The organism is Pasteurella atlantica (assembly GCF_963693435.1).
Taxonomy (GTDB): Bacteria; Pseudomonadota; Gammaproteobacteria; order Enterobacterales; family Pasteurellaceae; genus Phocoenobacter; species Phocoenobacter atlanticus.
Window position 1 is genome coordinate 239,316 of the sequence record NZ_OY856306.1, and the last position, 14,350, is coordinate 253,665.

General features: G+C 34.6%; 13 protein-coding genes. 11 read left to right on the forward strand and 2 right to left on the reverse strand.

The genetic code is table 11. From position 1 onward, the window contains the following. Positions 1-2: 2 nt before the first annotated feature. A complete protein-coding gene (dnaA, locus tag U9966_RS01120) occupies positions 3-1,343 on the reverse strand; it encodes a chromosomal replication initiator protein DnaA (RefSeq protein ID WP_306346774.1) in 1,341 nt (446 codons plus the stop codon). 167 nt (positions 1,344-1,510) lie between these two features. On the opposite strand from dnaA, the gene tusA reads away from it, so the two are divergent. Beyond that, positions 1,511-1,756 carry a sulfurtransferase TusA gene (gene tusA / locus U9966_RS01125; RefSeq protein WP_211597315.1) on the forward strand — a complete coding sequence of 82 codons (246 nt, stop codon included), beginning with the start codon at positions 1,511-1,513 and terminating at the stop codon, positions 1,754-1,756. A gap of 35 nt (positions 1,757-1,791) precedes the next feature. On the opposite strand, the gene acpP is transcribed toward tusA, so the two are convergent. Further along, positions 1,792-2,022 (reverse strand): acyl carrier protein, encoded by a 231-nt coding sequence (acpP, locus tag U9966_RS01130; RefSeq protein WP_090922038.1) that lies wholly within the window; start codon positions 2,020-2,022, stop codon positions 1,792-1,794. A 367-nt stretch (positions 2,023-2,389) separates the two neighbouring features. Here acpP and U9966_RS01135 point away from each other — a divergent pair, with 367 nt between their 5' ends. The 10 genes from U9966_RS01135 to cas3f all read left to right on the forward strand — a co-directional run bounded on the left by U9966_RS01135 (position 2,390) and on the right by cas3f (position 14,341). Beyond that, positions 2,390-2,713 carry a MaoP family protein gene (locus tag U9966_RS01135; protein WP_211597316.1) on the forward strand — a complete coding sequence of 108 codons (324 nt, stop codon included), beginning with the start codon at positions 2,390-2,392 and terminating at the stop codon, positions 2,711-2,713. A gap of 55 nt (positions 2,714-2,768) precedes the next feature. After that, the gene (trmA, locus tag U9966_RS01140) at positions 2,769-3,860 is read left to right on the forward strand and encodes a tRNA (uridine(54)-C5)-methyltransferase TrmA (RefSeq protein WP_306346775.1); all 1,092 of its coding nucleotides are present in this window, start codon (positions 2,769-2,771) and stop codon (positions 3,858-3,860) included. A 111-nt stretch (positions 3,861-3,971) separates the two neighbouring features. Further along, entirely contained in the window at positions 3,972-5,828 is a 1,857-nt protein-coding gene (locus tag U9966_RS01145; RefSeq protein ID WP_306346776.1) for an AMP-dependent synthetase/ligase, read from the forward strand. Continuing rightward, positions 5,828-6,571, forward strand: coding sequence for a 23S rRNA (guanosine(2251)-2'-O)-methyltransferase RlmB (gene rlmB, locus U9966_RS01150; RefSeq protein ID WP_306346777.1), 744 nt, complete (start codon positions 5,828-5,830; stop codon positions 6,569-6,571). Before U9966_RS01145 ends, rlmB begins: the two co-directional genes overlap by 1 nt. Before the next feature lie 224 nt (positions 6,572-6,795). Further along, positions 6,796-7,107 carry a 50S ribosomal protein L21 gene (rplU, locus tag U9966_RS01155; protein ID WP_090922050.1) on the forward strand — a complete coding sequence of 104 codons (312 nt, stop codon included), beginning with the start codon at positions 6,796-6,798 and terminating at the stop codon, positions 7,105-7,107. 20 nt (positions 7,108-7,127) lie between these two features. After that, on the forward strand, positions 7,128-7,385 hold the full coding sequence (gene rpmA / locus U9966_RS01160; protein WP_090922052.1) for a 50S ribosomal protein L27: 258 nt from the start codon (positions 7,128-7,130) through the stop codon (positions 7,383-7,385). 73 nt (positions 7,386-7,458) lie between these two features. Next, a complete protein-coding gene (locus U9966_RS01165; RefSeq protein ID WP_211597321.1) occupies positions 7,459-8,385 on the forward strand; it encodes a DMT family transporter in 927 nt (308 codons plus the stop codon). 14 nt (positions 8,386-8,399) lie between these two features. Then, positions 8,400-9,566, forward strand: coding sequence for an Obg family GTPase CgtA (cgtA, locus tag U9966_RS01170; protein WP_306346778.1), 1,167 nt, complete (start codon positions 8,400-8,402; stop codon positions 9,564-9,566). Positions 9,567-9,974: 408 nt separating this feature from the next. Further along, positions 9,975-10,931 carry a type I-F CRISPR-associated endonuclease Cas1f gene (cas1f, locus tag U9966_RS01175; RefSeq protein ID WP_306346779.1) on the forward strand — a complete coding sequence of 319 codons (957 nt, stop codon included), beginning with the start codon at positions 9,975-9,977 and terminating at the stop codon, positions 10,929-10,931. Beyond that, positions 10,931-14,341 carry a type I-F CRISPR-associated helicase Cas3f gene (cas3f, locus tag U9966_RS01180; protein ID WP_306346780.1) on the forward strand — a complete coding sequence of 1,137 codons (3,411 nt, stop codon included), beginning with the start codon at positions 10,931-10,933 and terminating at the stop codon, positions 14,339-14,341. The genes cas1f and cas3f overlap by 1 nt, the downstream gene beginning before the upstream one ends. Positions 14,342-14,350: the final 9 nt, after the last annotated feature.

Genomic DNA, 14,350 nt, shown 5'->3' on the forward strand with positions numbered 1-14,350 from the left:
CCTTAAGATGATAATTTGCGTGTTAAATTGATATAATCTTCTCTAAGATTACTGTCAGAGTCCATTAACTCATTGATTCTTTTTATTGCGTGCATCACAGTGGTATGATCTTTACCACCAAATTCTCGACCAATTTCAGGTAAACTGTGGTTAGTTAATTCTTTTGCCAATGCCATCGCGATTTGACGAGGACGAGCAAACATTTGTTTACGACTTTTTGATTTTAAATCTGATATTTTTATATTATAACGCTCTGCAACTGTTTTTTGAATATTTTCGATAGTAATTAAATGTTCATAAGATGACATTAAATCTTTAAGGGCTTCACGTACTGCATCAATAGTAATTGGACGTTTTGTAAAATTACGCCACGCAATCACACGATTTAATGCCCCCTCTAATTCTCGCACATTTGTGCGAAGCTTTTGAGCTAGGAATAAGGCTACATTTTCTTCTAGTCTTTCACCTCGTTCTTCTGCTTTTTTCATTAAAATAGCGACACGAGTTTCAAGTTCGGGTGGTTCAATAGCGGCATTAACCCCCCAGCTTAAGCGAGAACGAATACGTTCTTCAATATTTTGAATATTTTTAGGGAAAACATCTGAGGCAACCACAATTTGTTTACTACGTTCAAAAAGCGTATTAAAAGTATGGAAAAATTCTTCTTGAGTTGCTACTTTATTGGCAAAAAATTGAATATCATCAATCATTAATACATCAAGGGAACGATAAAATTGCTTAAATTTCTCAATAGTATGACGATTTTGCAATGCGTTTATCATATTCTGAAGAAAGCGTTCAGAATGAATATATACAACTTTGGCATCGGGATTATTTTTTAAGATCTCGTTACCAATGGCGTGTAACAAATGAGTTTTCCCTAATCCAGTGCTACCATATAGAGAAAATGGATTACAATAACTTTCACCTATATTTTCAACCACAGATTGAGCTATAGATAACGCCAGCTGATTAGATTTCCCTTGAACAAAATTGTCAAAAGTTAAGCCTTCTAATAATCCAGTTTGGATAGATGATTTAAATACTTCATTTTTATTTGTCGAAACAGATTGCGTTTGAGTTTTTATTTCTGTTTCTACTGGTTTTTTTCCTTCTCTAATAACGACAGTAAGGTTATCATTTTTTGATAAAAAACGAACTAGTTCTGTAATTTCAGAAAGATATTTATTTTGTACCCAGTCAATTATAAATGAATTATGTGCATAAAGTGTAAGCTGATCATTGCTTAACGTTGCTTGTAAAGGACGCAACCACGCATTAAATTCTTGTGAAGATACTTTAGTTTGCAAATGATCTAAGGTATCACGCCAAAGAGAAGACACTAATTACTCCCAAAAAATAAGAAAATTGTTACTAAGAAAGAACTAATATCATACCTCAAAATGTAATGAAGATCTTTTTATTTTTTTACAAATTTTTTGATCAATCTCACCGCTTATTTTATGAAAAATTGATACAATGGCGCTTTATAGATAAGAGAGAATGAAAATTGCAATTTAATCGACCTAAATCTAATCAAACACTAAACACATTAGGACTAAGATGTCCTGAACCAATAATGCTTGTACGTAAAACTATCAGAAATATGCAAGAGGGGGATATTTTATTAATTACTGCAGATGATCCTGCGACAACTCGTGACATTCCTAGTTTTTGTGAGTTTATGAATCATCAATTAGTTGATTTTCAAACAGAAACAATACCGTATCAATACTGGATAAAGAAAGGAATATAAAACGAAGGCGGTCAAATGACCGCCTTGTTGTAATCTTATTGATTGTTTTGAACGTAATCAATCGCAGATTGAACAGTTGTAATTTTTTCAGCTTCTTCATCTGGAATTTCGATATCAAATTCTTCTTCTAAAGCCATTACTAACTCAACAGTATCTAAAGAATCTGCACCTAAATCATCAATAAATGATGCTTCTGGTTTTGCGTCTTCTTCTTTAACGCCAAGTTGTTCTACGATAATATTTTTTACGCGTTCTTCAATACTCATTTTTTGTTTCCTATTTATGACTTCGCCTAACTGCGAAAATGTATAGTGTAAAGAAAATTTAACTGATTTCAACTCTTATTTAAGCAATTTTAATAGATGTCAAACCAGCTATGCTTTTCCTCACACCGTTCAATAAAATAATTTTGTTCTACGGTCTGAACGAAAAAGCAGAATGATTTTACCATTATGTATGATGTTGATCCATAGTTGATTTTTGATTAAGTGGTCATTTTTTAATAAAAAACCATAAAAAATGCAAATAAGTAAAATAAATGAAGCATATTTGAATAAAAATAATTGACTTATTTTTGAAACTTGTTTTAATTTCTCTGATTTTTAGATCTGTTGTTTTAGGAGAAGAAAAATTATGACAAAAAGTTTTAGTGCAACTCGTCGCTTTTTTGATAACAAAAACTATCCAAGAGGATTTTCTCGTCAAGGTGATTATACTATTAATGAAGCAAAACTATTGGAACAATTTGGACAAGCTTGTCTTGCCTTAGAGCTTGGAGAAAGAGAGCCAGTAACAGAAGACGAAAAGCAATTTGTTGCGATGATTAAAGCAGAAAGACAAGCAACGACACCATTAGAAAGAGTTTGGGTGAAATATCGTACTAAAATTAGTCAAACAAAACGTTTATACACATTGGCTGATAATTTAGGAAATGAAACTGACGATTTATCAGAATAATCAAAGAATTAAAAGGGGAATTTCTTTTTAATTTTCATATCAATATAGAGAAATTATGACACTACAGATTGAACAATATCCTCAATTATTTGCAAAAAAAGTGGCAAATCTGACCGCTTTACTTGCTCCTTTTAATCCTCCTTGTATTGAGGCTTTTGAATCTGAAACTCACCATTTTCGTTTACGTGCAGAATTTCGCATTTGGCACAATAATGACGATCTTTATCACATAATGTTTGATCAACAAACCAAACAACGCTATCGAGTCGATCAATTTCCGATTGGTAGTCTGTTAATCAATCAAATGATGACCGCATTATTAGATGAAATTCGCACCAATGACATATTAAGACATCGTTTATTTCAAGTGGATTACCTTACATCATTAAGTGGACAAATTGTGGTGTCAATGTTGTATCATAAAAAACTTGACGAAAATTGGACAGTGCAAGCCAAATTACTTAAACAAAATTTAATTCAACAAGGTTTTGATGTTCAATTGGTGGGACGTGCCACAAAGCAAAAAATTGTGATTGATCGTGATTATGTCGAAGAAAAATTAACCATTGATAATAAAGAATATATTTATCGCCAAGTAGAAAATAGTTTTACTCAGCCTAATGCAAAAATAAATATAAAAATGTTAGAGTGGGCAAGAAGTTGTACCGCAAATAGCGAAGGGGATTTATTGGAACTTTATTGTGGAAATGGCAACTTCTCCATTGCACTTGCTAGCCAATTTAGAAAAGTATTAGCAACGGAAATTTCTAAATCTTCTGTGGTATCCGCACAATATAATATTGAACAAAATCAAATTGATAATTTACAAATTATCAGAATGTCAGCGGAAGAATTTACGCAAGCGTTGAATGGAGTGCGTAAATTTAACCGTTTAAAAGGAATTGAGTTATCTGATTATCAATGTAATACAATTTTTGTGGATCCTCCTCGAGCGGGATTAGATCAAGATACCTTAAATTTAGTACAAAACTATGAAAGAATTTTGTATATTTCGTGTAATCCGCATACTTTATGTGAGAATTTAGAACAACTTAGCCAAACCCACCGTATTGAGCGATGTGCGTTATTTGATCAATTCCCTTATACAGACCATATTGAAAGTGGGGTTTGGTTGTTGAAGAAATAAGCGGTAAGATTTATTTTAGTTTTTGCAAAAACATTAAATTCACTCGCTTTTTTTACTAGAAAACGTTATATTGCTAACGTTTTTCCGTTTAATTTTAATTAAAATACCATTATGAATTTATTAGATCTCCATATCGTAAGCCGTGTTCGTAAGCAAGCCTTAGAACACCCTGAACGTAGTGCATTGCGTTTTAAACAAAATGAAACTTGGCAAGATATTTCTTGGGGTGAGTTTCAGCAAAAATTAGATCAACTCTCTTTAGCCTTACTGAGCCAAAATATTGGCATTCAGGATAAAGTGGGGATTTTTGCACAAAATATGCCAAATTGGACAATTGTTGATATTGCCACCTTGCAATTACGTGCAATTACGGTACCTATTTATGCAACAAATACGCCTAAGCAAGCAGAATATATTATCAATAATGCAGATGTAGAAATCTTGTTTGTGGGTGATCAACCTCAACTGGATGCGATTTTAAGTGTTGCGGAAAATTGTACGACATTAACAAAAATTGTGTTAATGAAAGAGGGATTACAATACCAAGCCAATGATTTAATTATAGAATGGAATGATTTTATTGCATTAGGTGAAAATGCCAATAAACAAGACTTTGAACAACGTATTGCAACTAAAAACTTAGACGATCTGTTTACCCTGATTTATACCTCTGGCACCACTGGTGAACCGAAAGGTGTAATGCTGACGCATTCAAATTTGGCTCATCAATTTCAAAGTCACGATCTTGCGTTACTTCCTATTGATCATAATGATGTTTCTTTGGCTTTCTTGCCATTCTCTCACGTTTATGAACGTGCTTGGTCGGCCTATATGCTACATAGAGGAGCCATCATTTGTTATTTAGAAGATACTAATGAAGTACGTTCTGCTTTAGCTGAAACACAGCCAACCTTAATGTGTGCGGTTCCTCGTTTATATGAAAAAATGTACTCAGCAATTTGGGATAAAGTAGATAAAGCACCAAAATACCGTAAAAAATTATTTAATTGGGCAATCAATATCGGAGAAAAAAGTTTACAACGTAAGCACCATTCTAAATGGTTAAAAGTACGTTATAAATTAGCCGATAAACTGGTATTATCTAAACTCAGATCGTTACTGGGTGGGCGAGTTCGTATGTTACCTTGTGGTGGTGCAAAATTAGAACCTTCCATTGCGGAATTTTTTCATTCTATTGGAATTAATATCATTACGGGTTATGGAATGACAGAAACGACTGCCACGATTTCTTGTTGGGAACAAAAAGGGTTTAAAAGTAACTCTATCGGTAAAGTAATGCCAAATGTAGAGATCAAAATTGGTGAGGAAAATGAAATTTTGGTACGAGGTGGTATTGTAATGAAAGGTTATTACAAGAAACCTGAAGAAACAGCAGCAAGTTTTACTGAAGATGGCTTCTTAAAAACAGGTGATGCAGGTGAAATTGATGAATACGGCAATTTATACATTACCGATCGCCTTAAAGAACTAATGAAAACTTCAAATGGTAAATATATTGCACCTCAATATATTGAAGGCAAAATTGGAAAAGATAAATTTATTGAGCAAATAGCCGTAGTTGCTGATGCTAAAAAATATGTATCCGCCTTAGTAGTACCAAGTTTTGAGGCATTAGAAGATTTAGCTGAACAGCTTAATATTAAATACCAAGATCGTTTAGAACTTATTAAAAACTCTGAAATTATTCAATTTTTTGAAACGCGTATTAATGAATTACAAAAAGAGTTAGCCCATTTTGAACAGGTCAAAAAATTCACCTTACTTTCAGAAGAATTTAGTGCCAAAATGGAGGAAATTACGCCAACCTTAAAATTACGTCGTAAAGTGATTTTAGAGCGTTATAAACACCATATTGAAGAAATGTATAACGAATATTTTTCTCCTAATAAAAAAGAAGAAGCTAAAAATAGCGAAGAAAACTTACCAAAAGAGGATGATAAAAAATAGTGAGCGAACATATTTATGGCATTCATTCTGTTGAATCCTTTTTAAAAAATACCCCTGAGCGTTTAATTGAGGTCTTTGTTTTAAAAGGGCGTGAAGATAAACGCCTACAACCATTATTGCAACAATTAAATAATTACGGTATTTCGATTCAATGGTTAAATCGTAATACCTTAGACAAAAAAGCACAAGGCGAAGTACATCAAGGTATTATCGCTCGAGTCGTGCCAACAAAAGAACTTAATGAACAAGATTTAGCAAATTTATTAGAACAAAAAGCACAACCTTTTTTATTGGTGCTTGATGGTATCACAGACCCTCATAATCTTGGTGCGTGTTTACGAACAGCTGATGCCACTGGCGTTGATGCGGTGATTGTACCAAAAGACAAATCAGCACAGCTGACTTCTGTTGCTCGTAAAGTTGCTTGTGGGGCGGCAGAAACTGTTCCATTAATTCGAGTGACCAACTTGGCTCGTACACTCAGAGAGCTTAAAGAAAAGCATATTTGGGTCGTTGGCACAGCCGGTGAAGCCACTGAAAATCTTTATCAAGCCAAATTAACGGGTGCTGTTGCTTTAGTGATGGGTGCAGAAGGGGAAGGAATGCGCCGTTTAACTCGAGAACATTGCGATCAACTGATCAGCATTCCAATGGCAGGCTCAGTTTCTTCATTAAATGTGTCTGTTGCGACAGGGATTTGTCTTTTTGAAATTGTACGTCAAAATTTAACGTTAAAAAGTTAAACTTCTCAAAAGTAAGCGGTAACTTACAGGCAAGAATTTGCAAAAAATTAAGAGTAAGTGACCGCTTAGCTATTATTTTTCATAAATTATCAAAATAATCTAAAAACGATCTTGCTCTTAACTCTTTTTTTGCGTAGAATTGGCGACCTATTTTAATGATTTAAAAATGTTAGTAGCAAGTTAATTAGAAACAGAATGCGAACGCATAATTTAGCGGAGTATATATGTACGCAGTTTTCCAAAGTGGCGGCAAACAACACCGAGTAAGCGAAGGTCAAGTAATTCGTTTAGAAAAACTTGAAGTTGCAACTGGTGAAACAGTTGAGTTTGACAAAGTGTTAATGGTCGTTAATGGTGAAGATATCCAAATTGGTGCACCAGTAGTTGCTGGTAGCAAAGTAGTAGCAGAAGTTGTTTCACACGGTCGTGGCGATAAAATTAAAATCGTTAAGTTCCGTCGTCGTAAACATAGCCGTAAACAACAAGGTCATCGTCAGTGGTTCACAGAAGTGAAAATCACTGGGATTACAGCATAATTTCAGAGGAGATCAAGTAGATGGCAACTAAAAAAGCAGGTGGTTCAACTCGTAACGGTCGTGATTCTGAATCTAAACGCCTTGGTGTTAAACGTTTCGGTGGTGAATCTGTATTAGCGGGAAGTATTATTGTTCGTCAACGTGGTACTAAATTCCACGCTGGAACAAACGTAGGTATGGGACGTGACCATACATTATTTGCAACAGCAGATGGTAAAGTTAAATTTGAAGTGAAAGGTGACAAAAATCGCAAATTTGTGAGCATTGACGCTGAGTAGTTTTCAAAGTAAAGAATAAATGACCCCGCACTTTATGCGGGGTTTTTTTATAGGATTTAAGAAAAGAGAGTATATGAAACAAAGACCCGTAATTGGATTTTTATTGGCATTACTTGCTACCTCAATGTGGGGAGCTGTACCTATTGCGGTACAAAAAGTATTAGCTGTAATGACACCTACTACTATAGTTTGGTATCGTTTCTTAGTTGCAGGCTTAGGTTTATTTATTATATTGGGATTGACTAAAAAATTACCCAAATTAACAAGTTTATCTTTTAGACAATATAAGTGGATTTTATTTGGTATTATTGGGCTTTCCGCCAATTTTTTCTTATTTAGTTCAGCATTACAATATATTTCCCCAACAACCACACAAGTTTTAAGTCAATTATCTCCCTTTATAATGATGATTGTTAGTGTATTACTTTTCCGAGAAAGTTTTGGTTTACACCAAAAAATTGGTTCAATATTATTAATTATTGGATTAATTACTTTTTTTCATCAACAGTTTGAAGAAATATTACAACTTGGCGACTATGCATTAGGCATATTATTTGGTGTGGGTGCATCTTCTATCTGGGTATTATATGCAATCTCACAAAAATTATTGTTAGCACGATTTAGTTCGCAACAAATTTTGTTCATCATTTATATGGGGTGTGCAATTGTCTTCAGTGGTTTTGCCACACCTAACCAATTTAGTGAGTTAAGTGGATTTACATTAGGTTGTTTTATTTTTTGTTGCTTAAATACCTTAATTGGCTATGGTGCTTATGCGGAAGCACTTAATAATTGGGATGCATCAAAAGTCAGTGCAATTACGGTACTCATTCCAATTTTTACAATGTTTTTTTCAAATATAGGTTATTATTCTTTTCCTGACATATTTGCCAATCCTGAAATGAGTTTTTTAAGTTATATCGGTGCATTTATTGTAGTTTCAGGTACAATTATCTCAGTACTTGGACATAAGTTAATCAAAAAGAATAGAATAAAATAATTTTAGGAGTAAAAATGAAATTTATTGATGAAGCTCTAGTAAGAATAGAAGCTGGTGATGGTGGAAATGGTTGTGTCAGTTTCCGCCGTGAAAAATACATCCCAAAAGGTGGTCCTGATGGTGGTGATGGTGGTGATGGTGGTGATGTTTACTTGATTGCAGATGATAATTTAAATACATTAGTTGATTACCGCTTTACTAAACGCTTTGCTGCAGAACGTGGTGAGAATGGACGTAGCTCAAATTGTACGGGGGCAAGAGGTAAAGATATTACATTACGTGTACCTGTTGGAACTCGTGCAATAGATAATGATACTAAAGAAGTGATTGGAGACTTAACCAAACACGGAATGAAATTATTGATTGCCAAAGGTGGTTTTCACGGTTTAGGTAATGCACGTTTTAAATCTTCGGTTAATCGTGCTCCCCGTCAAAAAACTAATGGTACAGAGGGTGAAAAACGAGATTTAATGCTCGAATTGATGTTACTTGCTGATGTTGGAATGTTAGGTTTACCCAATGCGGGCAAATCAACCTTTATTCGTGCCATTTCAGCAGCCAAACCTAAAGTAGCCGATTATCCATTTACAACACTTGTTCCAAGTTTAGGTGTGGCTCGTGTTAGCGGTGATCGTAGTTTTGTGGTTGCAGATATTCCTGGATTGATCGAAGGTGCTGCAGAAGGGTCAGGCTTAGGTATTCGTTTCTTAAAGCACTTAGAACGTTGTCGTATATTACTTCATTTAGTAGATATTGTGCCAATTGATGAAACAAATCCTGCAGATAATATTACCATTATTGAATCAGAACTTTTTCAATATAGTGAAAAAGTTGCAGATAAACCTCAATGGTTAGTGTTTAATAAATGTGATGTTATTGGCGAAGAAGAAGCACAGCAAAGAGCGAAAGAGATTATTGAACAAATTGGTTGGGAAGGAGATTATTACATTATCTCTGCAGCAACAGGTCACAATGTATCTACATTAACCAACAGCATTATGGACTTTATTGAAGCTAATCCTCGAGAAGTTGAAGAAGAGGAAAAAGCCAAAGAGGAAGTGGAGTTCAAATGGGAAGAATACCATAACCAAGCCATTCAAAATCCAATTACTGAAGATGATTGGGATGACGATTGGACAGAAGAAGATGATGAAGGTGTAGAAATTATTTACCAACCTTAATATAAAAAAATCCCTCTTATGGTCATCATTAAGAGGGATTTTGCAAATTTTCTTTTATATCTAACCGCTTGAGAATTTATGCTCTAACAGAATAAGGTCGCACTTGAAATTTGCCCCCCCCTCCTAACCTCCCCTCGCAAGCGGAGGGAGGAATTTTTTGTTTAGGTTGTACACCTGAATTCCCTCTTCCGCTTGCATAGGTATCTACACAAATCGAACTGTGTTAAAATATGAAAATAATGAAAAATATATTTGGCTCTCCCAAAAATCAAGTGTAAATTCTTACAAGAAAGTAACCGCTTATATAAAAAATAATACATTTAAAAACACGAAATTTGTTTTAAATCATATTATTTTTGGTGGTTTATTATATGATGATAATGATTACTTTTTCCCGCAGGAGTTTATATGCAACCTATTCAATCCTCTGCCCTTAAAGCTATTCTTCATTCAAAACGAGCCAATATTTATTACTTGGAATACTGCCGAGTAATGCAAAAAGATGGGCGTGTTCTTTATCTTACAGAAAGCGATAAAGAAAACCTGTATTACAATATTCCTATCGCCAACACAACTTGCTTACTTTTAGGCACAGGGACTTCGATCACACAAGCTGCAATGCGAATGTTAGCTCAAGCAGGTGTTTTAGTTGGTTTCTCAGGTGGTGGCGGAACGCCGTTATTGATGGCAAGTGAAATTGAATGGCTAACGCCTCAAAGTGAATATCGACCAACAGAATATGTTCAAGGTTGGTTATCTTGGTGGTTTGATGATAACAAGCGGTTAGATATTGCCAAAAATTTGCAAATTGCTCGTCTTGATTTCCTCGATGCTACTTGGTCAAAAGATAAAGATTTACGTCTATATGGATTTGACAGTAATAACGATCATATTAAAAACCTTATCTCCACCTATAAAGAAAAAATCCCCCAACAAACAAGCATAATGAATTTATTACAGCTTGAAGCCCGTTTAACAAAAGAGCTGTATAAATTAGCCAGTAAAAATACCCATTATAACGGGTTTAGCCGTGATCACGATGGCTTAGATAAAGCCAATATATTTTTAAATCACGGTAATTATCTTGCCTACGGATTAGGGGCAACCACGGCTTGGGTGCTTGGTATTCCTCACGGTTTTGCAGTAATGCACGGTAAAACAAGACGAGGGGCTTTGGTATTTGATATTGCGGATATCGTAAAAGATGCGCTTATTCTTCCAAAAGCTTTTATTTGTGCTAGTGAAAATGCGACAGAACAAGATTTTCGTCAGGAGTGTTTAAATACTTTTACACAACATAAAGCCCTTGATGTGATGTTTAACACTATAAAAACATTAGCATTAAAAACAGATTGGGAGGAGTAATGTTAGTCACCTTTATTTCTCAATGTGAAAAGAAAGCCCTCTCTCGTACTCGCCGTATTTTAGATGCTTTCGCTAATCGTATTGGCGATAATGTTTGGCAAACGGCGATTACAGAAGAGGGACTACTCGCCGTCAAGCAATTGCTACGCCAAACAGCCAGTAAATCAACAGCGGTGAGTTGCCACCGAGTGCGAACTCGCCAACGTACCGAATTAATTTGGATTGTGGGAAATAAGAGAAAGTTTAATCATTTGGGGATTGTGGCGGTGAATAGAACCAAAAGGAATATTTTACACAATGAGTGGGAAAATGATTGGAAATATGCAAGTAGTATTCAAATTATTGCGACTATTGCTGCGTTATTGCACGATATTGGAAAAACGACACTTGGCTTTCAAGATAAATTAAAAAAAGGGAGTTTGCAAAGCGATCCTTATCGGCACGAGTGGATTTCACTAAAATTATTTGAAGTAATGGTAGAAGGTTGTGAAACAGATGAACAATGGTTATCCCGTTTTACTGAGATAGATAAATGGTTATCTAAAAATAAAAGTACTCTTAATAAAAGGTTACAACAATGTCATAGAGATACCACTCAATTAGGACAAATCCCCCCTCTTGCACAATGGGTGGCTTGGTTGATTATTTCCCATCATAGATTTCCACCTTATAAAAAAGTGCGTTTATCACCAAAAGATAGAGAAGAATGCAGAAGTGAAGACAAGAAAATCAACCTCTCCGTGAGTTTGGAAAGATATTATCAAAAATATTTATGTGCTTTTGACAATTGGGTCAAAGTTGAAAAAGAAAAATTTGACGAGATAGCTATCAAACAGCAAAATTCTTTTTGGAAATTTAAAGAACAAGTAATGTGTAGTCCTGTTTGGCAAAAAGCCATTAAACGTTGGTCTAATAAGGCATTAAAAGACCCTGCTTTAATGCAATTAAGCCAACAGGCTATTGATAATAAAAAAGCGATTGATGATACTTTTTTATTATATTTATCACGCTTATGTTTGATGGTGGCGGATCATAATTATTCTAGTTTGGGCGAAAAAGATAAAGATCGTCGTTTTAGTGGTGATAAAAACTTTAAAATGCTAGTCGCTAATACACAAAGAATATTTGTAGAAGATGAACCAATTTCAAAGCCTAATCAAACTCTTGATGAACATCTTATTGGGGTAGCAGCATTAACGGCAGGCTTTGCAAGAAAATTACCCATTATTGCAACGGCGTTACCAACATTAAAAGAGCAACAATCTTTATCCAAATTCACTGATATTTCAAGATTTAAGTGGCAAAATAAGGCTTATCAGCTCGCTCAACGTGTTCAAAAAGAGAGTGAAGAACACGGTTTCTTTGGTGTGAATATGGCATCGACAGGCTGTGGCAAAACCATTGCTAATGCTCGCATTATGTATGGCTTAGCGGATCCCAAGAAAGGTGCTCGTTTTACTATTGCTTTAGGATTGCGTGTTTTAACCTTACAAACAGGACAAAGTTTTCGTAAGGATCTAGATTTATCCGCAGAGAAATTAGCCATTTTAGTGGGTGGACAAGCGAGTAAAGATCTATTTGAATTAAATCAACAAAATAATTCTCAAGACAAAAAAGAAGATGAAAAAGAGGGATTGTTAGGGAGTGAATCAAGTGAGGATATACTTAGCGAATGGGTAGATAGTCAAATTGATTATCAAGACTATGCTGAGCTTAATTTAGGTACAGTAATAGAAAATAAAAAAGTGCGAGACTTGTTGTTTTCACCAGTTGTCACTTGTACGGTAGATCATATTATTCAAGCGAGTGAATGCAAGCGTGGTGGTCGCTATATAGCACCAATGTTAAGACTACTTAGTAGTGATTTGATTTTAGATGAACCTGATGATTTTGACCAAAATGATTTGCCTGCTCTGTCTCGTTTAGTGCATTTGGCTGGGCTATTTGGTTCACGAGTTTTATTATCTTCTGCGACATTGACGCCTGATCTATTAATGGGATTATTTCAAGCCTATCAAGCAGGACGAGAGCTATTTAATCACAGTCAAAATAAAGGTAAGCCCAACATTGTTTGTGCTTGGTTTGATGAACAAAAAACTGCAATGAAAACAGTACAGTGTTCTAATATCAATGTTTTTACAAAAGAAAACCAGCAATTTATTGAAAAACGTAAAGATTTTCTCTCAAAACAAAAGGTTAGGCGTAAAGCTGATATTTTGCCGTTAGATTTAAGCTATAATCAAGAAAGACCTGCTCGTTTCTATGCCAACTTAGGACAGCAAATACTAAATGGTGCGATTAGTTTACATAATAATTATCATCAAATTGATCCTCAAACTAGTAAAAAAGTAAGTATTGGCTTAGTTAGAATTGCCAATATTAATAATATTATTCCCATTGCTACACAATTATTTGCAAAAGCAGAAGTACCTGAGGATGTGCATATCCATTTGAGTTGTTACCATTCAAAACAACTATTGGTATTACGCAACGCATTAGAAACTAGATTAGATCGTATTTTACATCGTGATAAAGAAAATCCAGCAGCACTATTTGAGCATTCAGAAATAAAAAAAGCACTAAAACAAAGTCAGGTAAAGCACCATATTTTTATCATTTTAGCGACACCTGTTGCTGAAGTAGGACGTGATCACGATTATGATTGGGCAATTGTTGAACCCTCTTCTATGCGTTCTATTATCCAACTCGCAGGACGTATTTGGCGACATCGTCCTGATAAAGTAGCTGAAAAAACAAATATGTTGATTTTACAACATAATATTCGTTATTTTAAAAATCCAAATTCGACTATTTTCACTTATCCCGGATTTGAAACCAAACAGTTTAAACCTACAAGCTATAATTTACAGGAATTATTAACAGCAGAACAATTAGCACAAATTGATGCAAAACCTCGTATTATTAAATCGACTAATGATGATATTAAAACCTTAAGTGATTTAGAGCATCAAGTTATGCAAAACTTACTTAATAATAATTCACTAAATTATGTTAATGCCTATTGGAACAAACAGACAACAGCCAACCGAGCACATATACATTTACAACTAATTAGCCCATTTAGAGCAGGTAAATCTGAAGAGGATTTTTTAATTATCCCAAATGATGAAAGTGAAGAGGGATATGATGTTTATTTTGCAGAATCTGTGTATAAAAATGGTTTATCTGACGCAACATTGCAAGATAACATAATATCACCATTAGAGGCAGATTTCTCTCACCCTCAAATCAGCCCTTGGCTAGCAACAGGACTAGTTGAAGCACTAGAAGAGATACAAAAATCTTATCCTGATAAGAGTTTACGTTATTTGGCTACTCGTTTTTCTAGTGTTTCATTAGATGATAGAAAAGAGTGGCGGTTTAGTGAGTTTTTGGGGGTTGTTGGGTAGTTATTTTAA